General features: G+C 58.3%; 23 protein-coding genes and 2 pseudogenes. 13 read left to right on the top strand and 12 right to left on the bottom strand.

Annotation, left to right across the window (positions count from 1 at the left end; translation table 11 throughout):
- The first annotated feature begins 78 nt into the window (after nt 1-78).
- Both J2X56_RS03250 and J2X56_RS03245 read left to right on the top strand, forming a co-directional pair.
- On the top strand, nt 79-1,008 hold the full coding sequence (locus J2X56_RS03250) for a LysR substrate-binding domain-containing protein (RefSeq protein ID WP_121045417.1): 930 nt from the start codon (nt 79-81) through the stop codon (nt 1,006-1,008).
- Between the two features lie 301 nt (nt 1,009-1,309).
- Complete coding sequence (locus J2X56_RS03245) at nt 1,310-2,140, top strand: transporter substrate-binding domain-containing protein (protein WP_134136323.1); 831 nt, start codon at nt 1,310-1,312, stop codon at nt 2,138-2,140.
- A 127-nt stretch (nt 2,141-2,267) separates the two neighbouring features.
- Here J2X56_RS03245 and J2X56_RS03240 read toward each other — a convergent pair.
- A pseudogene (locus J2X56_RS03240) lies at nt 2,268-2,599 on the bottom strand (IS3 family transposase); the annotation flags it as partial.
- A 354-nt stretch (nt 2,600-2,953) separates the two neighbouring features.
- Between J2X56_RS03240 and J2X56_RS03235 the strand changes: the two are divergent.
- From J2X56_RS03235 to J2X56_RS03225, 3 genes and pseudogenes are all read left to right on the top strand, one after another.
- Nucleotides 2,954-3,472 carry an SRPBCC domain-containing protein gene (locus J2X56_RS03235; RefSeq protein WP_134136322.1) on the top strand — a complete coding sequence of 173 codons (519 nt, stop codon included), beginning with the start codon at nt 2,954-2,956 and terminating at the stop codon, nt 3,470-3,472.
- A 63-nt stretch (nt 3,473-3,535) separates the two neighbouring features.
- Nucleotides 3,536-4,018, top strand: a pseudogene (locus tag J2X56_RS03230) (NAD(P)-dependent oxidoreductase); the annotation flags it as partial.
- Nucleotides 4,004-4,420, top strand: a complete 417-nt coding sequence (locus J2X56_RS03225) for an NAD-binding protein (protein WP_310159340.1) — start codon at nt 4,004-4,006, stop codon at nt 4,418-4,420. The pseudogene J2X56_RS03230 and the gene J2X56_RS03225, both read left to right, overlap by 15 nt.
- A 15-nt stretch (nt 4,421-4,435) precedes the next feature.
- Here the strand turns inward: J2X56_RS03225 and J2X56_RS03220 are convergent, their stop codons facing one another.
- From J2X56_RS03220 to J2X56_RS03200, 5 genes are all read right to left on the bottom strand, one after another.
- Nucleotides 4,436-5,122, bottom strand: coding sequence for a Fe2+-dependent dioxygenase (locus J2X56_RS03220; RefSeq protein WP_121045410.1), 687 nt, complete (start codon nt 5,120-5,122; stop codon nt 4,436-4,438).
- 52 nt (nt 5,123-5,174) lie between these two features.
- Nucleotides 5,175-7,448: a catecholate siderophore receptor Fiu gene (locus J2X56_RS03215; RefSeq protein ID WP_409025199.1), complete on the bottom strand. Its 2,274-nt coding sequence runs from the start codon at nt 7,446-7,448 to the stop codon at nt 5,175-5,177.
- Nucleotides 7,449-7,837: 389 nt separating this feature from the next.
- Nucleotides 7,838-9,220, bottom strand: a complete 1,383-nt coding sequence (locus J2X56_RS03210) for an MFS transporter (RefSeq protein ID WP_121045406.1) — start codon at nt 9,218-9,220, stop codon at nt 7,838-7,840.
- A gap of 35 nt (nt 9,221-9,255) precedes the next feature.
- Entirely contained in the window at nt 9,256-10,263 is a 1,008-nt protein-coding gene (locus J2X56_RS03205) for an alcohol dehydrogenase catalytic domain-containing protein (protein WP_310158175.1), read from the bottom strand.
- The gene (locus tag J2X56_RS03200; protein WP_121045404.1) at nt 10,256-10,753 is read right to left on the bottom strand and encodes a lactoylglutathione lyase family protein; all 498 of its coding nucleotides are present in this window, start codon (nt 10,751-10,753) and stop codon (nt 10,256-10,258) included. The genes J2X56_RS03205 and J2X56_RS03200 overlap by 8 nt, the downstream gene beginning before the upstream one ends.
- A gap of 123 nt (nt 10,754-10,876) precedes the next feature.
- Here J2X56_RS03200 and J2X56_RS03195 point away from each other — a divergent pair, with 123 nt between their 5' ends.
- On the top strand, nt 10,877-11,785 hold the full coding sequence (locus J2X56_RS03195; protein WP_121045402.1) for a LysR family transcriptional regulator: 909 nt from the start codon (nt 10,877-10,879) through the stop codon (nt 11,783-11,785).
- A 290-nt stretch (nt 11,786-12,075) separates the two neighbouring features.
- On the opposite strand, the gene J2X56_RS03190 is transcribed toward J2X56_RS03195, so the two are convergent.
- The 4 genes from J2X56_RS03190 to J2X56_RS03175 form a co-directional block, all read right to left on the bottom strand.
- Nucleotides 12,076-14,178 (bottom strand): TonB-dependent siderophore receptor, encoded by a 2,103-nt coding sequence (locus J2X56_RS03190; RefSeq protein WP_134222417.1) that lies wholly within the window; start codon nt 14,176-14,178, stop codon nt 12,076-12,078.
- A 96-nt stretch (nt 14,179-14,274) separates the two neighbouring features.
- Nucleotides 14,275-15,504, bottom strand: a complete 1,230-nt coding sequence (locus tag J2X56_RS03185; protein ID WP_310158171.1) for an MFS transporter — start codon at nt 15,502-15,504, stop codon at nt 14,275-14,277.
- Nucleotides 15,501-17,360, bottom strand: coding sequence for an IucA/IucC family protein (locus J2X56_RS03180; RefSeq protein ID WP_310158169.1), 1,860 nt, complete (start codon nt 17,358-17,360; stop codon nt 15,501-15,503). The genes J2X56_RS03185 and J2X56_RS03180 overlap by 4 nt, the downstream gene beginning before the upstream one ends.
- 122 nt (nt 17,361-17,482) lie before the next feature.
- Nucleotides 17,483-17,803 (bottom strand): hypothetical protein, encoded by a 321-nt coding sequence (locus J2X56_RS03175; RefSeq protein WP_209568763.1) that lies wholly within the window; start codon nt 17,801-17,803, stop codon nt 17,483-17,485.
- A gap of 175 nt (nt 17,804-17,978) precedes the next feature.
- Between J2X56_RS03175 and J2X56_RS03170 the strand changes: the two genes are divergently transcribed.
- The 6 genes from J2X56_RS03170 (at nt 17,979) to J2X56_RS03145 (ending at nt 23,373) form a co-directional block, all read left to right on the top strand.
- Nucleotides 17,979-18,290, top strand: coding sequence for a hypothetical protein (locus tag J2X56_RS03170; protein ID WP_209568765.1), 312 nt, complete (start codon nt 17,979-17,981; stop codon nt 18,288-18,290).
- Nucleotides 18,291-18,848: 558 nt separating this feature from the next.
- Nucleotides 18,849-19,085, top strand: coding sequence for a hypothetical protein (locus tag J2X56_RS03165; protein ID WP_061790620.1), 237 nt, complete (start codon nt 18,849-18,851; stop codon nt 19,083-19,085).
- A 165-nt stretch (nt 19,086-19,250) separates the two neighbouring features.
- Entirely contained in the window at nt 19,251-20,699 is a 1,449-nt protein-coding gene (locus tag J2X56_RS03160; RefSeq protein ID WP_209568767.1) for a hypothetical protein, read from the top strand.
- Between the two features lie 12 nt (nt 20,700-20,711).
- Nucleotides 20,712-20,999 carry a DUF2523 family protein gene (locus tag J2X56_RS03155; protein ID WP_017453338.1) on the top strand — a complete coding sequence of 96 codons (288 nt, stop codon included), beginning with the start codon at nt 20,712-20,714 and terminating at the stop codon, nt 20,997-20,999.
- 2 nt (nt 21,000-21,001) lie between these two features.
- The gene (locus tag J2X56_RS03150; protein ID WP_209568769.1) at nt 21,002-22,069 is read left to right on the top strand and encodes a zonular occludens toxin domain-containing protein; all 1,068 of its coding nucleotides are present in this window, start codon (nt 21,002-21,004) and stop codon (nt 22,067-22,069) included.
- A complete protein-coding gene (locus tag J2X56_RS03145) occupies nt 22,066-23,373 on the top strand; it encodes a type II secretion system protein GspD (protein WP_245201965.1) in 1,308 nt (435 codons plus the stop codon). Before J2X56_RS03150 ends, J2X56_RS03145 begins: the two co-directional genes overlap by 4 nt.
- 54 nt (nt 23,374-23,427) lie before the next feature.
- Here the strand turns inward: J2X56_RS03145 and J2X56_RS03140 are convergent, their stop codons facing one another.
- Nucleotides 23,428-23,862, bottom strand: a complete 435-nt coding sequence (locus tag J2X56_RS03140) for a hypothetical protein (protein WP_209568771.1) — start codon at nt 23,860-23,862, stop codon at nt 23,428-23,430.
- A 163-nt stretch (nt 23,863-24,025) separates the two neighbouring features.
- Complete coding sequence (locus J2X56_RS03135; RefSeq protein ID WP_061790624.1) at nt 24,026-24,325, bottom strand: hypothetical protein; 300 nt, start codon at nt 24,323-24,325, stop codon at nt 24,026-24,028.
- Between the two features lie 636 nt (nt 24,326-24,961).
- Between J2X56_RS03135 and J2X56_RS03130 the strand changes: the two genes are divergently transcribed.
- Nucleotides 24,962-25,864 carry a hypothetical protein gene (locus J2X56_RS03130; protein WP_209568774.1) on the top strand — a complete coding sequence of 301 codons (903 nt, stop codon included), beginning with the start codon at nt 24,962-24,964 and terminating at the stop codon, nt 25,862-25,864.
- Nucleotides 25,865-26,126: the final 262 nt, after the last annotated feature.

Genomic DNA, 26,126 nt, shown 5'->3' with positions numbered 1-26,126 from the left:
AAAGAGGAACCCAGTATCCGAATTCGCGCCGCAGCCATCAACAGCACGCCGGACTAACTCTATAAGTGGTACTTATATATGGACATGCGAGATATCCAGGTTTTCCGCGCCGTCATGCGCGCCGGAACCACCAGCAAGGCCGCCGCCCTGCTCAACGTCTCCCAGCCCGCGATCAGCCAGTCGATCCGCAAGCTGGAAGCGACTTCCGAACTGCGGCTGTTCGAGCGCACCCGTGGCCGCCTGGTGCCGACGCAGGAGGCGCTGGCCTTGATCGTGGAAGTGGATCGTTGCTTTGCCGGCTTCGAGATGATTGAGCACCGCATCCGCAGCCTGCGCTCGTTCGGACTGGGTCGTCTGGCCATCGCTTCCTTCCCCGCACTGGGCAATGGTTTCATGCCGCGCGCCATCGCCGCCTTCGGACTGGGTGAGCGGCGTGTGCAGATGTCGTTCCAGATCATGAGCTCGCGCGAGGTCTACCAGCAGGTCAGCGCAGGGCAGCTGGATTTCGGACTGATGGCCGATGAGCTGTCAGTCTCCGGGCTGGAGCATTCGCAATTCATGAGCGTGCCGGGTGTGATCGTGATGAACGACCGGCACCCCTTGGCCGGCAAGCCGGTGATCACGGCTGACGATCTGCTGGAACATCCCTTTATTGCCCTCAATCCGGAAGATGCCAGCCGCCGGCGTCTGGAGCAGGAGCTGATGCTGCAGGGGAAGGTTTTGCGTCCCATCCTGGAGACGCCTTATTCCAATTCGGTGTGCGAATTCGCCATGCGCGGGGTTGGCATGGGCATGGCGCATCCCATCCTGGCGCTGGATTACGTCACGCGCGGCCTGCGCCTGAAGCCGATGGAAGTGACGGCCAACTTTACGGCGCTGCTGGTTTTCCGGCCTGGGGTGCCGATGTCGGAGAATGCCAAGGAGCTGCTGCGGGTGATGCGGATCCAGATGGAGTCGGACATGAGTTCGCTGCGCCAGGTGCTGTACCAGAAACCTGGCGCGCTCTGAACTTCGCGGCAATGCACCGATTTGAGCGCTGCGCACAGGGTTGGGGCAAGGCCATGGTGCACGAGACCGCACGAAGAGCAGTCAGCCCGGAGATAACTGGGACAGGGAAGGGTGAAACACTGTTGGCCCTTATCATTTTGCTGTGCCGGATTGGTGCGGCATATCTTATCGATCCATCAGTTTGATCGAAGAAAGTATAAGTTCCGCTTATCACTCAAGAAACGTGCACGGATTGCTGATCCCCCGGCCTGAGCACAGAATGGGCTTCCGATTCCATTGATGATCAAGAGGGGACAGCACCATGAAGTTGCATTATTTTATTCCTGCCTGCCTGCTGGCAGCGCTCCTGGGCAGCGCAGCGGCTGCCGTGACAGCCCAGAACATTCCGGCCGACATTCTGGCCAGTGCCCGTGCGTCGGGCGTGATCCGCATCGCCAATACCCAGAGCAGTCCGCCCTGGAGCCTGATCGATGACAAGCTGCAACCGGCCGGCTATGACGTCGAGGTGGCCAAGGAAGTGGCGCGCCGCATCGGCGTGGCCAAGGTGGTCTTCGTGGCCGACAGCTTCAAGAATTTTGTGGAAGGACTCAAGGCGGGCAAGTACGACATGGTGATGAACGACCTCACCCCTTCGCCGGAACGGGAGAAGCAGGTCGATTTTGCGGCACCCTATGGCGTGGAGGATTTTCGTATCTTCGTATTGGCCAGCAATGCCAGCATCAAGGACAAGCGCGATCTCAAGGGCAAGAAGGTCGGCGTGACGACCGGCACCACCAACGAAAGCTGGGCGCGGGCCAATCTGAAGGAATCGGATATCCGCGCCTATGACAATGGCGGTTTCGTCTTCAATGACCTGGGCAATGGGCGCATCGATGCGGTCATCAGTTCGCACTTCGGTGGCATGAAATACGCGAACGTGAACAAGTTGCCGATCAAGGAAGTCGGACCAGTACTGATCTACCAGCTGTCGGCACCGGCCATGGCCAAGGGCCAGCAGCCATTGAAGGAGGCCGTCAGCAAGGCCATTGGCGACATGACGCGCGATGGCACCATTGACAGGCTGGCGCGCCGCTGGGTGGGTGCGGATTTCGATATGGTGGGGGATATCCAGCGGGCTTTGCAGCAACCTTGATTTTCTTGTTGCCGCATCGGTAACGGGTGTTCAGCGGCAGGCCAGCAGGCTTGCCGCTAGTGCATTGTCGTCGGACAGGTTCGCTGCAAAATTCGGTACAACTCAGTCAATAACGGACACTCTTGTTTTATGCGGTCCGCAGTTTCCTGTTGAATTGTTCAACAAACCGAGCGGGGGCAATGTTGCCAAGACGAGAGTAACGCCGCTTGCGGTTATAAAAAATTTCGATGTGTTCCCGAATCGACGCCCCAGCCTCTGCACGCGTTGTGTAACGTTGGCGATGAATCAGTTCGTTTTTCAAGCTGCCCAGACGCTCTCCATCGGCGCATTGTCGTAGCAGTTCCCTTTGCGCGACATCTATGCCCACGCGCCAAACTTCTTCAGCAAACGACCAAAGGCATGGGAGCAATACTGACTGCCACGGTCCGTGTGATGAATCAGGCCATGTGCCGGGCGTCTCGGTGCGGAGCTCCCTTGTGTATCTCTGTTTCTCTGATTTGCTTATTGCTTGCTCCTGTTGGTCAAGTTTAACAAACAGGCGTGTCCGGAAATTTCAGGGCTACCTAACGATGGGTTGTTTGCATGGATCCACACACAGGTAGAACAAGCTGCCAACTGAGGGGAGGGATCATTTCTCATATCATTTGAGCTGATGACAATGATAAGAAAACAGGATTGGATTTATATCTGATTTGTTCGCATCATGACCTTCCTGTGATGAGGCAATCCTCTGCGACCGTCGGCAAATGCCAGTCCGACACGCTGGTAGCTTGCCTCATCTTCATTCAACTGCACCATGAAAAGGGATGTGACATGAACGCCATCATCTGGCCCGAAGGCTACGTGCCGGGCTTTACCGAGAATTTTGCCTCCAACGAAGTCATCGTCGCTGGCCTGAGTGCGGCCGACGTTTGGCCGCTGCTTGCCGTGCCATCGCAATGGCCGACCTACTACGCCAACTCGGCGAATGTACGTTTCTACGACGGCAAGGGTCCGCAACTGGCTGACGGGGACCGATTCTATTTCGAAACCTTCGGTTTCCCGGTCGAGGCGCAATGCAATGAATACGTGGCCCCCGCTGCCGGACAGGCCGGTCGTATCGCCTGGCACGGCTGGGCCGGGGAGGTGGGCAGCGACGATCGCCTGGACGTGCATCACGCATGGCTGGTGGAAGACCTGGACGGAGGGCGGGTGCGGATCCTCACGCAGGAAACGCAGAAAGGCAAGCCGGCCGAGGTGCTGCACAATACCAAGCCCAACCCGATGATCAACGGACACCAGGACTGGCTGGATGGCCTGGTGGCAGCAGCACGTCAGGCACGTCGCCCGTAACGGCGTCGCCATTTTGTTCATTCAGGGCCGGGCCCCTGCAGTAAGCCCGCCCGCCAAAAGGAAAGACACATGACAACAATCGCCGTATTGGGCTTGGGCGCGATGGGCTCGCGCATGGCCGCCAATCTCATCAAGGCAGGTCACACCGTGACCGTCTGGAATCGCAGCCCGGCTGCCGCCGACGCCTTGGTAGCCGCCGGCGCCAGATGGGCCGGCACGCCCAAGGAAGCCGCCATGGGCGCGGACTTCGTCATGGCCATGGTGCGTGACGATCAGGCTTCGCGGCAGGTGTGGCTGGATGCAGCCACCGGTGCGCTGGCCGGCATGAGTCCTGGCGCCATTGCGATCGAGAGCTCGACGCTCACTCCGGACTGGATACGTGATCTGGGACGCCAAGCTGCCGACCGGTCGATCGCCCTGCTCGAGGCACCGGTATCGGGAAGTACGCCCCAGGCCGAGGCGGGCCAACTGGTCTATCTGGTCGGTGGCGAGGCTGCTACGCTGGCCCGCGCCGAACCCGTCCTGAAGACGATGGGCAGCGTCATCCAGCACGTGGGTTCGCTCGGGGCGGGGGCACTGACCAAGCTGACCACCAATACCTTGCTTGGTGTCCAGGTCAGCGTCCTTGGCGAACTGATAGGCCTGCTCCGTCATGCCGGCGCGGACGTGGCAAGGGTACTCGAAGCGGTTGCGGCGACGCCCGTATGGAGTCCGGTAGCAGGGCGTGTGGCCGGCTCGATGCTCGCGGGAGGTTTTGCCCCGCAGTTTCCGGTCGAGCTGATCGAGAAGGACTTTACCTATACCGTGGACACTGCAACGTCGGAGCTGATGGTGCCAACCATCGCTGCTGCGCGCGGAGTCTTCCGTGCCGCAATGCAGTGTGGCCTGGGCAAGGCAAACATGACTGCCGTGGTCAAGCTGTTCACGGAGCCCACGCGTAGCGCTTGAGCCGGTGATCCCGCTTCACGGTTCGCTCCACATGCGCAGCAGGTTGTGATAATTGCCGGTCAGCGTGAGCGTTTCCTTGCATTCGCCCACGCGGCTGCGCAGGCTGTCGATGGAGCGATCCATTTCGTACAGCAGGGTCCGCCGTGCATCATCCCGGATCAGGCTCTGCGTCCAGAAGAAGGAGCATACGCGCTCTCCGCGCGTGACCGGCTCCACGCTGTGCAGGCTGGTGGCCGGATAGAGAATCAGGTCGCCGGCAGGCAGCTTGACCTCATGTTCACCATAGCTGTCGACGATGACGAGACCGCCGCCGTCGTAATCCTCGGGATCACTCAGGAACAACGTGCTGGAGACATCTGTGCGCAGCCACACCGGTGAATGGGGAACCCCGCGCAGCGAGCCGTCTACATGCAGGCCGTAGGTTTCCCCGGTGCTGCTGGCATAGCGGTTGAACAGAGGCGGCATGTAGCGCGCCGGCAGCGCTGCCCGGAAGAACATCGGATTCTGCTGCAAGGCGCGCAGGATGAGCTGTCCCTGTTCGCGTGCCACCGGGCAATCTTCCGGCAGTTGACGGTTGCGCTTGACCTGCGAGCCCTGGCTGCCGACCGTGGCGCGACCATCGATCCAGTCGGCTGCATCAATGGCGGCACGCATCGCCAGGACCTGCTCCCGGCTCAGTACGTTGGGAATATGCAATAACATCGTCCAGACCTCATAAAAATCCCGGGGCCTTCGGCCCCGGGAACATCTTCCGTCAGAAGTGATAATTGACGGTCACGCGCGCCGAGCGCTCCAGGCCCGGGGTATAGCGATATCCCAGGTAGTTGATGGCGGTGATGTAGTGCTTGTCGAAGAGGTTGTAGACGTTGAATTGCAGATCCCAGTTCTTGCTGACCTTGTAGCTTGCCATCGCGTCATACACCCAGTACGCAGGAATGTGGTCCGGCGTGGTGGCCAGCTTGGTCTGGCGCTTGACGATGCCGACATAGCGCGCGCCGCCGCCGACGGTCAGTCCCATTGGCATGCGGTAGCTGCTCCACAGGCTCAACGCGTTCTCGGGAGCATAGGGCAGGGTGGACGAGCCATCCTGTGCGGTCGCCGCGCCGACCACGATATCGGTCTTCTGATGCGTATAGGCCGCAGTCACGTCCCAGTCGCGGGTGATCTTGCCGGTAGCGGACAGTTCGACACCCTGCACGCGTTTCTTGCCGATCTGGGAATACGTGCCATCGTCATTCTCGTAGACTTCGTTGTAGACATCGGTCCTGAACAGCGCCGCGGTCAGAAGGAGATTCTGGTTGAAGAATTCCCACTTGGTGCCCGCTTCCAACGTCTTGGACTTCTGCGGTTCCATACTCGGATTGCTGGCGCTGCTGGTTGAACTCGACAGCGAATAGGCACCGAAGCTGCTGGTGCTGCCCGGCGGCAACTGCGATAGCGCGTAGTTGACGTAGAGGTTGCCGTTGCTGGTCAGCTTGTAGAGTGCGCCCAGCTTGTAGGTGAACAGGTTGCCGCTGCCCTCGATATTCGTGTTGCCGGTAGTGGCGATGGCGTTGTAAGTGGTCTTGTAGTGATCCAGGCGCAGACCCGCATTGACCTGCCAGCGTTGGTTGATCTTGAGCGTATCGAACGCATACAGCGCGGCGGTATCGGTCTGCCACACAGCGTCCTGCCCGTTGCGGGTAATGGTCAGGCCGCTGGAGGTCAGTTGCGGATCGTAGAGACTCAGGGAAGACAGGGTGCCGGTCTTGTTCAAGCCGTAATTGGTTTGCTTCTCCCGCGAGATTTCGAAGCCGGAACTCAGGCTGTGTTCCATGCCGAACGTCGTGAATTTCGTCGTCAGGTTCGTCTGGTTGGAGATGATCTCGTCGTCAAGTTGCTTGGCTGCACCCAGACGGGTAATGGTGCCGTTGCTGGTGGCAGGAACGCCGGCCGTGACGGCCAGGTAGTCGACACTGTTCTTGCCCCAGCGCGTGGTGTTCTGCAGCATGGTGGAGCCGTTGATATCGTGCTCGACACGTGCAGTAGCCATGGTGGCGATGGAGTTGTCGTGCGAATCGCTGCTGCCGTAGTAATTGCTGCTGTTGACCTGGCTTGCAGAGGACAGTCCTGCGACGGTTCCGGAGAAGCCGGCCATACCGATGGTGGGCAGTCCACTTTCGGGCAGGTTGTTTTTTTCCACGTGCAGCAGGTTCAGGTAGACCCGGGTGTCGGTATGCAGGCCGAAGGCCAGTGAGGGAGCGACACCCCAACCGCGGTTCCTGACCTGATCACGACCGGCTACACCAGAATCCTCGCCAACCAGGTTCAGGCGGAAAGCCGTACCGCTTCTGAATTCATCCAGGTTCTTGTTCCAGTCCAGGGTAGTGCGCCGGTAGCTGCCGCTACCCGCGCCTGCGGAAGCATCGAAGCTGTCAGCCAGCTTGGGTTGCTTGGTCACCAGATTGATGGAACCAGCCGCCGAGCCACGGCCATTGTCGGTACCTGCCGCACCCTTGGTGACCTCGACCTGTTCGATATTGAACATGTCGCGGGTCACTGAGCCGAGGTCGCGAATGCCATCGACGTAGATGCTGTTGGAAATATCCAGCCCGCGCATGTAGAGCGCATCACCGACATTCGGGCCGCCGTTGCCTTCGCCGGCGTTGAAGGTGCCCACGCCTGGCACGTTGCGCATGGCCTCGGTGAGGGTGGACACGCCCTCGGATTTCAGCACTTCCTTGTCGAGTACCTGGATGGTCTGGGTGGTCTCTGCCAGAGGGGCAGTGTACTTCGGCGAAGACAGGACCTTGGTCCCGCTTGCCTCGACGGTGATACCGGGCAGAGCGGTGCTGCTGTCAGCACCGGTGCCGGTATCAGCGGCGTGGGTCACGGACACCGACAGTGTCATGGCCAGTCCGGTGATGACGGTAGCACTGCCGCGAGAGAGCGGTGAGACAGGGAAATCGTTTGGCGCGCGTTTGCGACTTTTTATGTATGACACGAAGCGTCCTCTGTTGAGTGGAAAGGAAAGCACCGTCGCCCGCATGGATATGCAGGTGGCGAAGCGTCCTGGTTTCAGGGAGTTGGAGTGAGCGAGTCTGGCGGCTGGCGGGATTTCGCGGAGTATCTGGCAGCTGCAGCAGCGGGGTACAAACCGTGGATGGGGGCTGCAAGGGGGGCCAGAGCTGGAATATTTTAAATAGTAATTGTTACTGTTCTAAAAGTATTCCCTGCGCATTTACCTGGATTTGCACCGTCGGAAAAATGACAGGCGGATGCACTTCACTCAGTGTGCGCGTGTTGCAACAACGTTGATGCGGATCGGATGGATAGGCCTCCTCTCATAGTGGACTACGATGAATCAGATGATCCGTGCGCGGTGGCGCACTCGTGCTGATTATGGAAACCGCACGCGACAACACGCCAACCGGGAGTTCAGCCTTGGCCGCTGCGTTGAATAAAATCCTGCCCTGCATGCGCAGGTAGCCGCAGCACGCCCACCAGGCTGACCACGACCATCAGTGCCAACACGATGAAGGCCGTCTGGAAATCTTCCAGGGTGGGAGTAATGAGGGTACGGTTCACCCCGCCGTGCGCCAGGCGCACGCTCAGTGAAGCGACGGTGATGCCGGCTGCCATGCCAATCTGATTGATCGTGTTGGACAGTCCGTTGGCATGCCCCATCATGGCTTTGGGCACATCGGCAAAACCGATGGTGCCGAGGGCGGTGAACTGCATCGAGCGCGTCATTCCGGCAACGATCAGCAGCGGCACTACCAGGACCGGAGAGTCGTGTGGCTGCAGTTGGGCGCAGCCCAGCAAGGCAAGTGCACAGAGCGCGCCATTGAACAACAGGACCTGGCGGTAGCCGAACTCGCGCAACACGCGGGTGGTCATGCTCTTCATCAGAAGGTTGCCGGCGAACAGAGCCAGTACCAGCAGGCCGGCCGTACCTGGATCAGCACCGAAGCCGAGCTGGAACATCAGCGTGAGCAGAAAAGGCGCAGCACCGATGGCCATGCGGGCCAGTGTGCCGCTGAACATGGCAAAGCGGAAGGTAGGAATGCGCAGTGCTGCCAGGTCCAGCATCGGCGCGCTGCTGCGCAAGAAATGCCGACATGACAGTCCGCCCAGAATCACTCCGGCCAGGCCGGACCATAGGCTTGTTGCGTCGATATTGGCCTCCAACTTCTCCAGTGCGATCAGCAACAGCGAGATGCTGCCGCCACAGAGCAGGAAGCCGGTCCAGTCGAAGCGAGTGATCTGTTCGCCACGGACGTCGGGAAGGATGCGCCACGCCACCACCCACGCCAGCAGACCGAGGGGGGCGTTGATCAGGAAAATCCATTGCCAGCCCAGATGCTGGCTGATGAAGCCGCCCAATGGTGGACCGAGGACCGGGGCCACCAGCGCCGGCCAGATCAGTGCGGACATCGCAGCCATGAGATTTTCGCGCGGGGTCTGGCGCAGTATCACCAATCGCCCGACCGGGACCATCAGGGCGCCGCTGATGCCCTGGATGATGCGGATCGCAACGAAGGCTTCCAGATGCTGCACCAGTGCGCAAAGCACTGAGCTGAGCGTAAAGAGGGCGATAGCCGACATGAAGACCCGGCGCGAGCCGAAGCGATCGGCGATCCAGCTGCTGGCAGGGATGAAGATGCCCACGGCCAGCAGATAGGCACTGATGCCTACATTGAGGGCCAGTGGCGTGACACCGAAGTCGCGCGCCATGGCGGGGATGGCCGGCGTCGTGATGGCACCGTCAAGGATCTCCATGAACAGGGCGCCGGTGACCAGCCACGTAATCCAGCGCATCCGGGCGGCGTTTCCCCGTAAGGCCGTAGCGGCGTTCATGAACTGACGTGGACCAGCGACTTGCCGGTGAAATTGCGTTGCTTGAGTCCTTCGAGTGCCGTAGGCAGCTGATCGAAGTCATGCAGGAGATGCTGCTCGGCTTGCAAGTCCCTCCGGGCGAGGTCCTGCAGCATCTGCTGGCCAGCGCCGGTGAGCGTATTCCAGTCGGCATCGCTGCCATGCACGTGCAAGGCGCCCAGCGCCACTTCATGTAGCGACAGCGCGCGGCCGAATGGCGCGCAAGGCCAGTGTTCAATGCGGCCCTGTATGCAGACCAGATGGCCATTGGCATCCAGGGCGGAGGCGAGCAGGGCGGCATGCTGTGCACCGATGCAATCGATGATGGCCGTGACGTGCAGGTCATTGGTCAATGCACCATGAGTCGGCGACAGGGGGCCATCGAGGCAGTTGATCGCTCCCAACGCATGCAGGCGCGGCCAATGACGCGCATGGGCCATGGCGGTTACCTGCCAGCCTTGACGGCACGCCAGCTGCATCAGATAGTGGCCAACCGATCCGCCGGCTCCGCTGATGAGCAACCTCCGGCCCGCAGGCGCCGGCAGCTTCTGCAGCGCTATCCATGCCGTCAATGCAGGGCAGGGAAAGGCTGCTGCATCAGCAAAGCTCATTGCATGGGGAATACGCATGAGCGCACGCGCATCGACCGCGGTGTACTCGGCAAAGCTGCCACCACGGCGCAGGTCCTGGTGATAGGCCACCCGGCTGCCCAGCCAGTTGGACGGTACGTCCGGGCCCAAGCGCATGACTTCTCCCGCACCGTCCACCCCGGGCACATGTCCGGGGGCCCAGGATGCGCCCATGCGGCCCAGCACTTTCCAGTCAACCGGGTTGAGACCGACGACGCGATTGCGCACCAGCACCTGGCCCGTCCCGACCTGCGGCAGCGGCTGCCGCTCGGGGCGCAAGGCCCGCGTGTCAAAACCTGCATACCAACCCCACGCGAGGTGGTCCGGTGGCAGTGGCGGCAAGGCGATCTCAGGCATAAGCCCCCGCCGAATAGGTCAGCTCGTAGCTGTGACTGTAGATCTCCAGAATATTGCCGAAAGGGTCTTCCATGTAGACCATGCGATAGGGTTTTTCGCCGGGAAAGTAATACCTGACGGGCATGCGCTGCTTGCCTCCGGCTGCCACGATCCGGGCGGCCAGCCCTTCGACATCCGGGTCCTGCACACAGAAATGGAAAACGCCGCTTTTCCAGTACTGGAAGTTGTCAGCCGGGCGTTCAGCGTTGCGGAACTCGAAGATTTCCACGCCGACACGGTCACCCGTGGAGAGATGGGCGATGCGGAAGGAGCCCCAGCCAACGCCGAAGACATCGGTACACATCACGCCGATGGCACTGTCATTTTCATTGATCGTGGTGGGCGGCATGATGAGGTACCATCCCAGCACTTCGGTATAGAACTTGACGGCAGCATCCAGATCCGTGACTGAGAGGCCGATGTGAGAAAAATTCCGGGGATAGCGGGGCACGAGATTTCCTTTCCAGACTGACGGCGCCGCGGGAGATTTGCGACGGACCAGAGTGCCGTAGTGTAGGACCTGCCCCGAATCATTAAAATGACGTGCAAATTATCAGTGCCATAAATTTTGCTTATGCTAAATCCGCAATGGCTGAGAACCTTTGCCACACTGGGCGAGGAGGGCAGCTTCACCCGTAGTGCCGATCGTCTGGGCCTCACGCAGGCGGCCGTGAGTCAGCACGTGCGTCAGTTGGAACTTGAGCTGGGGCCCTTGCTGATTCGCAGCCCGCGCCGCCTCGAGTTCACGCCAGCCGGCCTGCTGTTGCTGGAATACTGCCGTGAGGCTGATCATGCCGAGCGCCGTTTGCGTCAGCGTCTGGTAGAGGCGGACCATACGCCGGGGGAGGTTTCTCTCATCACCCCGGGCAGCATCGGACTATGCCTGTATCCGCTACTGATGGATTTGCAGCAGCGCTGGCAGGGGCTGTCAGTGCGCCACCGCTTTGCTCCCGATACCGAAGTATTGCGTGAGGTACTGGAGAACCGCTATGAACTTGGGGTGTTGGCGCTGCGGCCCGATGATGCGCGTCTGAGTGTGACGCACTTCGCAGAAGAGCCGCTCGAACTGGTGGTACCCGCCGGCCGTCATGCAGATCAGTGGGATGATCTTGCACGACTGGGTTTCATCGATCATCCGGACGGGCAGGCCATGGCCACGCGTCTGCTCAGCCGTCGCTTCCCGGACGCACCTGGGGTGCGGCAGCTACCCTGCCATGGCTTCAGCAACCAGATTGGCCTGATCCTGGAACCAGTGAGCCGCGGGTTGGGCTTCACGGTGATCCCGCGCTTTGCGCGTCAGGCGTTCGCGCGACAGGATCAGTTGCAGGTCATCCAGAATGGCACCCAGGTGGTCGATAACCTGTGGCTGATCCATCGGGCGGAGTGGCCCTTGTCGCCGAGTGCGCGACGAGTGGTGGAGTTCCTCCGCGAGACCATGATGAATCTGGCGCTCCACCGCATCAACAATGGTCGTCCCGGCTGACTTCCTTGGCGGCAGCTGCGCCGGATCCAGCCAATGCATTGCGCCTCGATACAGCATAACGACAGCATCAGATGGCCGGCCAATTCAAGCCACCCCGCTAACGCTGAGGGTTGAATCCATTTCATGATGACCAAGGGAATAGATACCGTACCGAGGCTGACTTCTCAAATCATCAGTAGTCCTGGAGATCCGTGCCAGGCCGGCCGCGACTTGCTCCCCGCCGCATCGGCTCTTGTCTGCAAGGGGACAGGATCCGATGCGGGCAAAGCACGCACGCGGCCGCTCCGCTATCAGAACCGGTAACGCGTACTCACCAGCAGGCTGCGCGGCTCGCCGGGCATGTTGTAATCGTTGGCGGCACTGTGGGCGGAGATGAAGTAGCGGCGATCCAGCAGATTCTTCAGTGACAGCGTGACGTCAAACTTCTCGGCTACATAACCTGCGCCAAGATTGATGACGGCATAGCCGGGCAATACCGTCAGGTTGTCAGAGGAAGCGAAACGCGCCGATTCCGCCCGCGCGCCCGCCGCCACCCAGTAGCCATCAGGCAGATCGTGCTTGAGCCACAGGTTGAAGGTGTGACGCGGCGTAAGGGAAGACACGTTGCCCTGGAAGGGCGTGCCGGCGGAGGTCAGCCCGCTGGATTGCACGATGAGCCCATTCATGTAGGCATAGCCGGCGATGAGATTCCAGTGCGGCGCAAGCTCGCCGCTGGCGGACAATTCCACACCGCGCGTGCGTTGTTGGCCGACGTTGATGGCAAAGCCCGGCCGGTTGGGGTCGGCGACCTGGATGTTGTTCTGCGTCATCTCGAACAGTGCGGCCGTCAGGCTGGTCTTGTCGTTGAGCTCGTACTTGATGCCGACCTCCTTGCTCTCGGTCTTGGTCGGTTCCAGCTGGGCGCTGTTGCCGTAGAAGACGAAGGAGTCCGCCAGCGGCTGGAAGGAACGGCTGTAGCCGGCATACAGCGAGGTGCGCTCATCGGGCTGGTAGACCAGGCCCACACGGGGCGACAGCGGGGTGTCGACGCGATTGAGGCTGGATCTGGCGACCTTGTCATCGCGGTCCTGGGACAGGCGCTCATAGCGCAGACCGGCCAGCAGTTTCCATTGCGGCGTCAGGCTGATCAGGTCCTGGACATAGGTGGCCAGCGTATTGATCCGGGTCTCCGCATTGATGTTCGGCACGGCGTTGGCTGCAATGGGCGACAAGTTGGCCAGCACCGGATTGAACAGGGAATAGGTCGCCGCATTGTTGCGCGTGACCTGCCAGTCAGTCTTGTTTTGCCAGCTGTATTCCACGCCATACAACAGCTCGTGATGCATGCCCGCCAGTTGCAGTTTCTGGGTCAGTTCGTTTTGCCAGAACAAGCCACGCTCGGCACGCTGGCGATGGGCCTGGGCGATCGTCACCGTCGGATTGGCGGTCTGGGTGACCCGGCTGATGGTGGTGTAGTTGCGGTCGAGGTCGAAATCATAGGTGCGCAGTACCGAGCGCCAGGCCAGGCTTTCGCTGAACTTGTGGTCGAGGGTGAAGGTGGCATCCTTCACCTCGGATTGCACGAAGGCCCTGTCGCGCCCGTTGGCCGCACCGTAATAGGTGGCAATGGGCACATCGGCGGGACGGCCCCGGTAACTGGGGATGCCCTGGTCGGCCAGTCGCCTGTCGTGCAGATAATTGAATTGCGCCGTGAAACTGGTCTGCGCATCCGGCTTGTAGGTCAGGGAAGGGGAGAGTGCCTGGCGTTCCAGGAAATATTGGTTGCGGAAACTGCTGGAGTCTTCCACCGCGCCGGTCAGGCGAAACAGCAGCGTGCCGTCGGCGCTGTTGCGGCCTACGTCGAATTCGCTGCGCTTCTGTCCTTCGCTGCCGACGGTGAGCCCGATCTCGCTGACCGGATCGTCGCTCGGTTTCTTGGTCACACGATTGACGATGCCGCCCGCCGAGCCGCGTCCGTACAGCACGGAGGCCGGACCCTTGAGCACTTCCACGCGTTCCACATTGGAGAGGTCGCGGAAATACAGCGCATCATCGCGCACGCCATCGATGAACTGATCGGTGATGGCGCTGAAGCCGCGGATGATGACCTGGTCGCGCTGGGCGTCGCCCAGACTGAAACTGAGACCGGCCACGTTCTGCAGGGCATCCTGCAGCGACAGGGCATTCTGATCGCGCATGACCTGCTTGGTGACGGTGTTGACGGTTTGCGGCACGTCGCGCAGCGGTACGTCGATCTTGGTGGCCGCCGAGGAGTTCTTGGGCCGGTAGCCGCTGTTGTCATCTGCAGTCGCCTTGACGGTCACTTCCGGCAGCGCATTGGTTTGGACTTGTTGCGCGTAGCTGTCGAAGGCCAGGGCCAGCAGGGCACTGAGGGTACACAGTTTGGTGTTCATAGCAATATTGTTTTACGTTGTGAATGGACGAACTTCTGTTGCAGAGGCTGGCGGAAGGCTGGCGGAGGGAAAGCTTGGGACTGCAAGGGAGGTGTTTCAGCTGGCGGCCTCGCGGGTGTCGGAACGTCGCTGCAAACCATGCAGGGCGGCGGCCACGATCAGATAGACGGCAGCGTTGGGCCAGAACACTTCACTGATCGGCAGCCAGCCCATGGCCAAGGCACCGGCAGCTGTTCCCAGCAAGGCACCGGCCTTGGCCGCGCTGTTGCCGGCGCCAAGCACCCAGCCTTGGCGGTGCCCATCGGCCTGGCGTGACAGCAGGGTGTAGAACACCGGTAGCAATGCGCCGAGGAACACGCCCCACAGCAAGCGTGCCGCGACAAACCATGCCGGCACATGACTCATGGACTGCAAGGCCAGCGTGGCAGCGCAGGCCAGCGTGATCCACTTGACTCGCTGCAGGACTTGCTCCGGTGCCAGTGCAGCGAAGGCGCGTGCCCAGAGCGGAGCCGCAATGCACAGGCCCAGTGCGGTAGCGCCATAGCAAAGGCCGGTGAAGCTGGCATTGGCATGCAGGACCTGATCGGCATACACCGCAAAGAAAGCCTGCGGCATGATCTTGCCCGCCTGCACCAGCAAGATGCCCAGCAACAAGCCTTGAAACGCCTGCAGTGCAGGGCGTTCTGCCGCCGTTGGAGCAACCGGCTTTGATGATGCGCGCTGTCGATCAGTCGGCGCGGCTGGCTTGACGAAGGGCAGGGCCACCGCAGCCAGCAGCGCGCACAGCACGCACACCAGCGCGGTCGTCAGGTTGACGATCCAGAAGCCCCAGAGGTCAAACAGGAGGCCGCCCAGCCATGGGCCCAGGGCTGAGCCCATGGCGGTGGCCACTTGCAATCGTGCCATGAGCGAGCTGCGCTGCGCCGGGGTGGCCAGACCCGCGCCATAGGCTTGCGCCGTAGCGATGAAGCCGCCCAGCGCGCCCTGGATCAGGCGTGCCAGCAGTACTACGGTGACGCTGTCGGTCCAGGCCGCCATCAGCTGGCTGACCGCCAGCGCCAGCAAGGCCCGCACCACCATCGGCTTGTGGCCGGTCTGGTCGCCCAGGCGGCCCCACCAGGGGGCGGTGAGCATGGTCATCAGCAAGGGGCCGGCATAGACCGCCATGCTGACCCAGGCCAGCATGGCAGCCGACATGGGAGCCAGCTCCCGCAAATGCAGAGGCCAGAAGGGGCCGCTCATTTCCATCGCGCCCATCGAGAGCAGCTGGATGGCCATCAGATAGCGCAACGCCACAGCCGGACTGCGGCCCATCAACACGCTCATGCTGGGCCCAGCAGGGGATTGGGCATGCGCAGGACGACGTCCTCGGAGGTGTCGCTCAGCCGCATGCGGACGAAGGACTTGGCCGGCCAGTCATCCTGCAGCAGTGCCAGATACTCGGTTTGCCAACGCTGCGGTTCGGTGTTTGGCTTGAGTTCCGCGAAGCAGGCTTCGAGACGCTCGCGCAGTATCGCCATGAATGCTGCTTCCGGCTTCTGATAGTTGCGTGAGAGCAGCAAGGCAAGTTCGATGATGTGGCACAGCATGAAGGCGTGCAGAAATTTGTCGCGCACGGAATCGTTGTCTTCGAACAGGGTGTGCTTGCTGCTGTAAGTTTCCAGCGCCAGTCTGCTGTGGCGCAAGGCGGGGGCATGGATGCGCAGGTCCCCAAAGTCTCGCAACAGCATCTGCACGGGCCGAAGTTGGGCATCCACCATCACGAAGCTGTTCTGCTGATGGGCTTCAAAGGCGATGCCATAGCGCAGATAAGCTCCCAGCACTGCCGGCAAGGCGACATCCAGATAGGCAGCAAAGAAGTGTTCGGCAGCATCGGCGTCGTCTCCCCACGCTGCGCTGACCAGATCGCAGACCAGCGGACGGCCGCTCAGAGGGGAATCTGCAAACAAGGCACCCACCGGTACCGGCATGCGCTCCTTGCAGCGTTGCGTCATGGGGTTGCTGCGGTAGAGCACGGCCAGGTGGCGGGAGACATCGTCATTGCCCTGCGGGTCGCGGTAATACAGGCCGACTTCTTCACCGAGGATGGCCAGTCGTCCGCCGAAACCGTTTTCCCTGGCGATGATGTCGCGCAGCAGCCTGGTCAGGCGCGGGCCCATCACGGCAGACTTGGGCGAGACGGTACGCTCGACGCTGGTCAGGCGCAGCGATACGGGCAATTTCATGTGCGGCTGTGTCGGCGAGCCTTCAGGGACCACGGTGCGGAAGGACATGGTCGGCCGTGCCGGCAGGCTCACTTCGGGCAGCAGCAGGAGCTGGCGCTTTTCCACTGCCTGAGCGAAGCGCTCGGGGATGGCGCGATCCAGCTGGTAGGGATGCAAGGGCAGGGGGAGCCAGTGTGAAACGTCTTCACCTCGGTGCTGCAAGGCTGTTGTCCACGTTTCCCAGGCTTGCGGGTAGTGGGTAGCGAACCATTGCCGGTATTCGGCGTGGTCCTGGCCGCCGGTGATGCAGGCGACATCGACGTGCATTGCTGCCAGGGAGAGCGTGATCGTGGCTTCAAATTCGGGCGAGAGCGCCATGACCTCGGCGCTGCTCAAGCCGAGTTTGGTCTTGTAGTTGGGGTGCCAGGGATGGCCCAGCGTACCCCATTGTTCCAGCAGCAGGCTCGGGTTGGGGTGTGCTGAACGGAATAATGCGGCGACAAAATTGGTCTGCTGCTGCCCGAAATCAGCACGCAATCGAAGTCCCCAGTGTTGGCGGTAATTCAGGCAAAGGGCGTCATTTTCTGCGCTGTTGGAGAGCTCCATGATCAGCCGTTGCAGGCTGGCTTCGGAAATGTCCTCATGCGCCCGAGCCACCTTGGCCAACAGCATGGACGAGCTCAGCAAGGCTTGCGGGACCGGGTTTCCGACACTGTAGTGTGCGATGGAACCGTGAAGCTGGCAGTTGTCCGCCACACCCAGGTGCAGGCCCTCGATGCGCAGCATGCTTTGCGCTTTCCACAAGGGCAGCCAGGCGTAGTGCCCATCGAAGATCAGGTGTTCCCGCTGCAGCAGCTTTTCGCGGAACAGCGCTTGCAGGGTGCGTTGCAGACTGCGCTGCCGGGCTTGATGCCAGGCTCGGTTGAGATGGACATCTTGGGGTTCACCTAGGTCCTGGATGAGATTCAAAGTACGCATATTGTTGCCTCATGTAACAAAGTGTCTTTGAATTGTATCAAATGAGAATAGCTATTATTCGTATTTATTCGAGGGGTATTTATTCGTATAATTTGTATTTAAAGAAATCGACGAATCAGTTACTACGCCACTCGCTGTATTTGAGCCCAGCAAGTGTTCGCCAAACGCAGTAACAATTCAAAAGACGGCGAAAATTTATCGGTAATTGCACTCAGATTTCTTTTGGTCAGCTTTCGATTCGCCTCATGCTCGGCCAGCACCCAGAGCACCTTCTCTGCGGCTATCCCCGTCTCTTTGACCAAAATTAAAGCGGTATGAAAGTCGGGTGTTCGCGTTCCTTTGACGTAGTTGTCCAAGGTTTTCTGGGGTATTCCCCATTCCTTTGCAAGGCTGTTCACTGTCCTTCCCTTGACAGCTTTAGCTATTAATTCTTCGTAGTTCATTTGAAACTCCAATTACAAAGTTTGTACGATTGGGCTAAGATTGATTTTGCATTAGCCCAAATGTACTTAGTTCAGTTGGGCTATTTGTAAGATATCACAAGTACGCGCGTACTAAGCGAAACGGCTGGTATCGCGAATCTCCATCTTCTCTATTCAGTCTAGAGGCTCGAAGAAAATGGCTAAATCCATCATTGAAATCATTCACGTTGTTCCCCTGTCTGGCGTCGGAAAAAAGTCCGGCAACGCTTACGACATGCGCTTTGCTCAGTGCATCGTCCACCACGTCAACAAAGATACCGGCCAAGTTGAGCCGCTCGTTGGCGAACTACTTCTGCCGAAGCAATACAACGATATTCCGCGAGGGATGTACGAAGTTGACTTCCGCCTGTCGGTCGCCCAAGACAAGCGTATCCAGTCCGTAGTGGATTCCATCGTTCCCTACGTACCAAAAGCCGCACAAAAAGAACCAGCAAAGGCTGCGGCCTGACCATGAAACAGGCGGCGGATAAATTCACGGCGGATCTGTTTAGTAGTCCCCGCCGTGGCCGCCCGCCGAAGCTCGTGCCTAAAACGAATGCACAACGTCAGCGCGAGTTTCGCCAGCGGCGCAAGTTCGATTTCCTAATTTCCGTTACGCGTAACGATAAATCCGATGCCTAAGTACGTTCTGTACTGCTCGCAAGATGCCGCACCTACGGTGTCAGTGGACGGCAAGCTCTCGTGCGACGGCGGTACATCGGCGCTACAGGTCGGGCTGCTGGAAACAACGCTGGACTCCCCGGATGCCTCGTCAGTAGCTGGTGTCTGGACTGCCGGTTTCTCCTTGGTGATGGCGTGTTTCCTGATCGGGCGTTGCATTGGCGCAGTACTTCAAATGATTCGGGAGGGGTGATGTCAACAGGTGCAATAACTGGGCTATTGGCGGCAGGCGTCGCCGCTTTGTGGGTGCTAGATTTCGTGTTGATCTTCCGCGCCTTCTGCTAAAGATTTGCCTATCTCGGGCAAGCGCTGCCGGACGGTTCCGGCGTTTTATAGGGGTAGAACCATGCAAGTGCTCTCCAAGTTCAAGAAGGGTGCAGCCGTCGCCGCTGCTGGTGTGGCGGCAGTCGCTGCGGTGCCTGCTCATGCTGCTGGCACCACGGTGGATCTGAGTTCGATCACCGGTGCTGTCTCGTCCGGCGACATCGTGACCGGCGTTCTGGCCATCGGTGCGGTTCTGGCCGTAGTGCATGTGACCGTGAAAGCGGCCAAGCTGGTGATGGCGTTCCTGAAGTCGGCCTAAGGTTCGCCAAGCTGTAATCAGGGACGATGTAGCGCTGCATCGTCCTTTTTTTCGTCCATACGAAAAGGGGGAAGGCGTGAATTATTCGAACTGGTGGTATCTGATCGCATTCGCGTGGGGTATGGTTTGCGCGTGGGCGGTGGTCGTCGGCCTTGAGGTTTCAAAATGAAGCGCGCCCATTTCCTCTTGCTCGTAGCGCTGTGGACCGTTTGGCTGGATGCGCATAGCGCAAACGTGCCGGTCTCGAAAGTGCAGAATGCGCTGGCCGGTGTGATTCAAGCAAAAGCCGTATCCAACGGCATTTCCGCATCTGATCCCCGCTTGGCAAATACGTTGGTGCGTTCTTCTTACCCTCTGACGGATGCTGTGGTGAAGGCGACGCAAGCCCAAGCTGCTGCTGGTGGGGCTGCTGCCGCCTCTAGCACGCTGGTAGCGTGGGGAACGGTTGGCGCTATTGTCATCGGAGCGCTTGCAGTGGCTGGTGCCGTTGGTTGGGCGATCGGTTATCTTGGGGCAAAGTGGTACTACGGCAAAAACGGAAGTGTGCAAGTTGGCGATAACCCTAGTTCGATCAATACGCCTGCGGGCCTTGCACCTCCGGATACGATTTATATTTTTTCTAATGCAGTGGCGACTTCTCCGGCCACTGCTTGTTTAGGCGCATCGTATTCTGACTTCACGATTTCCGGTGGACACGGTACGCAACGCGCTGTCTTGAACTCAGACGGTTTCTGCCACCTGATCCGCACCGTTGTTTCAGATACGGGCGGCTCCTACACAGAAGATAATGGCTCGCTGGGCGCGCCACAAAAATCGTCCAACAATAAAACGCTCTGTCCCGGCATCAAGCTCACGGCCTCAAACGGCGTCTGTCCCGCCTCCAATTTCAAAGAGTTAGCTGCTGCTCCTTCGATGAGCGCTGCTGACGCGGCCAAGTCATTGTCTTCCTCTGATCTAGCAGCGCCTTTGCCAACGCAACCCATTGCCGATATCGCTAACGCAGCGTGGCGAACCGCTGCAGGTTCGTCCGGCTATGATGGCCTGCCTTATGACGCCTCCAATCCGATCACAACGGGGGATGTCTCCAACTGGCAATCTTCTCACCCCGATTACTGGCCGACCGTAGGAGACTTCGCAACACCCCAGCAGGCCACGCCGGTAGATCCCGGCACCGGCAATGTGACCAATCCGATTCCTAGCAGCGGCCCGGTTTCCAGTTCGCCTGCTAGTTCGTCACCCTTTGGATTACCGACTTCCAGCAGTCCACAATCCTCGGTTGATCCGTCCAGTTCGGCACCAAATACAGGCAGCAATCCCAGCACTCAGCCGCTGGAAAACCTCGGACCTGATCCCGGCATTGGCGCTCCCTCCTTGGAGCCCATTCCAACGGCCACGCAAATTATTGCGCCCACGCGCAATATCTTTCCGACACTGAAATCCTTCGTTGTCCCTAGTGTGGATGTGCAATGCCCGACTTGGACTGTTCCCGTTTTCGGCAAAGATATCGCGTTGAAGGATCACTGTCCGCTCCTGGAGCAATCGAGGTCTTCCCTCTATGCGGCAATGGCCGTGGTCTATGCGCTCCTAGCGCTGTTCATTGTCCTTCGCTCTTAAGGGGAACAAGACATGTTTGGCATCGTTCTGTCGGCGCTCAATGCCGTCCTTGCATTCGTTCTACGGTCGATTATTGTTAAGTTCGTCGTGTTCTTTGCACTGTTCTTTGTGACGACTGAATTTATGGCCGTCATCGTGCAATTCCTTCCGACTGGCGATCAGCTCACGAATGCCTTTGGCGGCATTCCCAATGCGGTCTGGTATTTCCTCAACCTATTCAATATCAAGGCCGGGATACCGCTGCTGCTATCGGCCTACGTGACGCGCTTCACGATCCGCCGTATCCCGCTGATTGGCTAATCATGGGCATCAATGTCTATACCGGTCTGATGGGCTCCGGAAAAAGCTATGAGGTAGTAGCTGAAGTCATCGTCCCTGCCATCGCCAAAGGGCGGCGCGTTGTCACCAATGTGGATGGGATCGATGGAGAAAAAATCCGCGCCTACATTGAAAAGAATTACAAGCCGGTTCCAGAGCAATTAGGCGAGGTACACCATGTGACAAATGGCGATGTCGCGCTCGCCAACTTCTTCCCTTATTACGACGATAAGAAGGGTGCGCACACCGATACCATCGTTCAGCCTGGGGATTTGGTCTGCATCGATGAGGCGTGGCGCTTCTGGCCTGCCACTGGTGCGAATCTCTTGCAAGAGCATAAGAGCTTCTTCCTTGAGCATCGGCATTTCACCAATGAGCAAACGGGAGTGGCCTGCGATTTGGTGCTGATGATTCAGGACATGTCTACGCTGAATCGCTTCGTAAAGAACGTGGTGGCGTTTCACATTCGCACGCACAAGAAGATATCGCTAGGCATGCCCACGCATTACAGCGTGTCGATCTTCGAGGGGAATAAGCAGAGCAAGGCAGCGCGGATCAGTGTCGAACTGCGCAAGTACCGCAAGGATATCTTTCCTCTGTATTCCTCCTTCAAGGGCGGAGCTGACGGGAAAATAGTCAATGTCGATAAGCGTCAAAACATGCTGGCGCGTAAAAAGATTTGGATGACAGCGGGGGTTCTGCTGGTAGCTTTGGTGGTTGGGCTTTACAGCATCAATCGTTTTTTTCATCCGAAGCCGGTCTCCGAATCAACTCAGGCAGGGAAGCAAGACACAGGAAATAACAGCGGAAAGCAATCTGCTGTCCAGCCTGCAAAGCCTGCATTCTCGGACGCGTGGCGGATTGTAGGGACGGCGCGATTCGGCACGACAAGCTATGTCGTTATTGCGGATGAGGCTGGCCGTCTGCGCTATGAATCGCCCTCGATGTTCGTGCAGATGGGACCGCAGACCATTGGGGAAATTGATGGTGCCAAAGTGACGCGCTATTCCGGCGCGGTGGTTCATCCAGTTCATATCGAGGGGAAGAAATGAAACGCATGATTACGGCGTTACTGATGGCATACAGCGCAGTTGCAGCCGCTGCCCCTGCTGGCCCATTGCTTCCTCTCATGCCTCTGTCTATGCCGCTTCCCGCTGGTGCGCCGCCACAGTCTGATAGCGCTATGGAGTTCTCGCGGGTGCGCGTGGCGGAAGCTGTCGAAGCGATGTATACGCAGATCCTCAAAACGCCATACCTGATACAGCCTGAAGTCGTAGCTGATGAGCGGCTTGTTTCATTCCGCTTCGGCACTGGCGTTTCCGCTCGCTCTGAAGTCTCTCGCTTCATGGGTCTACTCGGATTATCAGTGCGCACGGTGAACGGCGTTGATATCGTCGGGATTGTGAAAGAAGTGGAGCCGGACAAAGAGCCTTTCGTGTATCGGCCAAAGTATCGGGATGTGACATATCTGGTAGAGCTTCTGCGCGGCCTTTTCCCAAAAGGGGAATTCACCTCCACGCGATCCATTCATGGCGCGCCGCAAGCGATCACGGCGGACTCAGTGACCGGCCAATCGAAAATGCCTGCCCCTGCAGGTTCTGCCGCCTCGCTGCTCGATACCGATCCGGACGCGCTGGTATTCAATGGAACGGAACCAGATATCAAGAAGCTCTCTGCGCTGCTTGCGCAACTGGATACACGGCAAGGCGAAGTGATGGTACGCGGCCAGGTGTTTGAGGTCGCTTCCAATGGGGCCGAAGGCTCGGCATTTTCTCTCGCCCTGCATCTGCTTGGCGGCACTGTGTCTGCCGGTCTCTCTACGCCATCCACCCTTGACGGTTTCGTGCGGATCAAGAATGCGTCCATTGACGCCGTATTTGCAGCACTCTCCAGTGACAGCCGCTTCAAGACGATATCTGCACCGTCATTACGTGTGCGCTCTGGTGCGGCTGGTCGCTTCGCTGTTGGTCAGGATGTGCCTGTGCTTGGCGCAATCAGCTATCCTGGGAATGGAAGCGCTCCGGTGCAGTCGGTGGAGTATCGGAGCTCGGGCGTTATCTTCGATTTGAAGCCGATTGTGCGAGAGTCAGTAGTGGATTTGATAGTCAGCCAGCAGCTATCAAATTTCATTGTCACGCAAACTGGCGTCAACAATTCGCCTACGCTTACTAAGCGGGAAGTCAGCACTTCATTGTCGGTCACGGATGGTGATGTGGTCATCATCGGTGGTCTTGCAGAGAACCGAGAAAGCTCCGGCCGCATCGGATTTTCGTTCTTGCCTGATTGGATGAGATCCAACACAGGGCAGACCGGAAAGATAGAGATACTCCTTGTATTACAGGTTACAAAACTGTAGAGCGCCCAGCTTTATGGGCACTCTACAGGAACCGCCTTAAGGTTCGATTAACTATTATCGATCCGCAAGAGTGTCTTTGTATCGCTTGATCACTTCTGGGATGTCAAGTTCGTCAAGCTTGTATTTGCTTTTAAGAGCCGGAGGAATTTCTCCTTTTCCGACGTATTCCTTCACCATTGTGGAGTAACTTTGCCCCATTTTTACGAGATCAGCTGCAGCCTCATTGATATGTCGTTTTGCCTTTCTTAACTCCTGCTCTAGGCTGTAAATCTCCATCACTTCTTGTCGGCTACCGGTACTACGCTGAAGAGTTGGCTCTGTTGGAACGTCGAAGCGAACTCGACGATTGCTGTCAGGGATGCGGGTGCTTGGCTGCCAATTACTGCTGCTCGACTCACCGCGCGAGGGGGACTGAGTGTTTTTACTTTCGTTGTCACTGTCACTGCTATCGTAAAACTCGAAGGGGGGTTTTGGATAAATACGATCCATTTTTTCTCTCATTAGTAGATATGGGCAACTTTGATCTGAATGCCCGTCTTGCGAAACGGCAGGCCTTTTTCACTGCCGCAACCTATGAGGTAGGTAACAGGCAATGGTTTGATAGTTCCGTGAAGGAAACGCAGGATCGACGCAATAGAAATTGAAATATGCCTTAGGTTTTAATCATTCGTATTCCATATTTCTTGAAAATCGTATGCAGGATATATCCGTCGTAGTCCATGATCCGCGCCACCAACTGGCGCATGGTCTTGCAGAAGAATTGACGGCCATCCGGACGCGTCCAGATGAAGGCCGCACCCTTGCGCATCAGATTGCGGACATACAGCGTCAGACGCAGTTGCTTCCACGGCGGGACGAAGTTGGACGGAGCCAGCGCCTTACGCGTGCGCTTGAAATGAGCGAAGTAAGGTTGATACGGGAAATGCAGCAGGGGCAGTTCTGGTTGTTCCATGATCGCGCCTTCGAGGTGGTGTTAAAGCTGACCGGGTTCCTAGATTCGGAGCCCTCCGTAAGACCGGCGGTTTCGGTCGTTTCTACTCCACCGCCTGCCGCCGTTTTCCTGAGTTCTTCGCCCGATGATCGAATAGACGGCGCATTAGGCTTTTGCCGCAAGGGGGAAGGTTTGTAAAAGCGCGGTTGCTGGCGCTTTTATGAATGCCCCCTTGCAGCAAAAGACGCGCCGGCTATCGTTCATCGAAAAGGCGGAGAACTCAGGAAAACGGTGGCGGGTTGATCGGAGAAACGGCCTCAACGGCCCATGAGTGCAAAGCACTCACAAGTCAGGTTTCATGCGGTTGACTCGAGGCGCTGCGGCGCTCGATAAAGGCAGGGGAATTTCCGTTACGCGTAACGGAAAAGAGGCGCAGCAAGATCGCGCCGCCCGCAGCTTGCGAGGACGGCGCGAGCGAAGCGAGCGCCTAGACTTGTATTAAGCATACTTAACGGAAACAAGCCTGGCGCGGCATGCCAAGGCAGACAAACCGAAAGAAGAAAATAGTAGGGAAGGGTAGTCCAGAAAAGAAAATGCCCTGAAAGGACTCGCGATCCGATCAGGGCGTTCATCCAACTAGCTGAGATAGGTGAATGAATGTCTGCAAGTTATACCCCAGATTTTGATCTGTCAAACGTTTCGTTTGATGCCTGCAACGAATTCGAACAAAAGGCTCCGGGCTGGAGCGATGAGGGCATCAGAAACACGTGGAATGATCGCTACGTGGCCCGTAAGGTCACATATCCAGACGGGCAGATGGAAGTGACAGTCTGCCGTGAGAAGCACTTCAAAGGCCCCGCTCCGATTATCGGTAAGCGCACCAAGCGCGGTGAATCCGAAAACCGCGAGCGTAACGAGGCCGTCGCCGCACGCAATGCAAAGAAATGCGTAAGAGAGCGCTGTAAGTCCATTGGGGCAGATCGCATGATTACGCTGACCTATAGAGACAACATGGTTGATCGGGAAAAGGCACTGAAGGATTGGGACAAGTTCCGACGTAGGGTTGGAAAGTGCGTTGATTTCCACTATGTGGCCGTGATTGAGGAGCAGCAACGTGGAGCGTTGCATTTCCATGTTGCTGTCCGTGGCCGGCAGTGCTATCAGCTTCTGCGCTCGATCTGGTCAAGCATCGTCGGTGTCGATGACCAAGGGCGCTCAATGTCAAATATTGATGTACGCAATCCCTCCAAGTTCGGTTTCGGGAAGGAGGGCATTCACAAGCTCGCCTCTTATATCGCTAAATACTGCGGTAAGCAGATGCAGTGCAGGGACTTTGACCAGAAGCGCTATTTCGCCTCAAGGGGTATTCCTAAGCCCGATGTGCAGAGCTGGACGCTCGCCAGTACTGACTCTCTCGGTGCGGTGCAAACGGCCTTTGTCATTGCCGGTACGGGCCTCTTAGACGGTGCGCAGTTTTGGTACAACAAAGCGCTAGATGTTATCTGGATAGCAACCGCACCTCATCAAGGCAAAGGAAGTTTGTTGACCGCTCCGTTTTAAATAAAATTTTTGCGAATAGAAACGCGATGGCTCTTGGGAAATTCTATTGTTGAGCCTAATTTAGATATCCTGCTTCATATCCATGCAGATCAAATTTCAACGATAGAGCTTTCAATTAACGCTCTAGTTATATTTTTCTCATAGAGGGATCAGCGATTATTAAAGAAGAGAAGCGGTTAGTTAATAATTACAAAAACTTACGATTCTTATGTTGATGTCATTAATTTGTAAGTAAATTGTCAGCCTAAAAATGCGAGCTTAT

Origin of the sequence: Herbaspirillum sp. 1173 (genome assembly GCF_031455335.1) — a bacterium.
In the GTDB taxonomy this organism is placed as follows: Bacteria; Pseudomonadota; Gammaproteobacteria; order Burkholderiales; family Burkholderiaceae_D; genus Herbaspirillum; species Herbaspirillum huttiense.
Note: the sequence above shows the minus strand (reverse complement) of the source record. Positions and strands in the feature narration are given on the sequence as shown.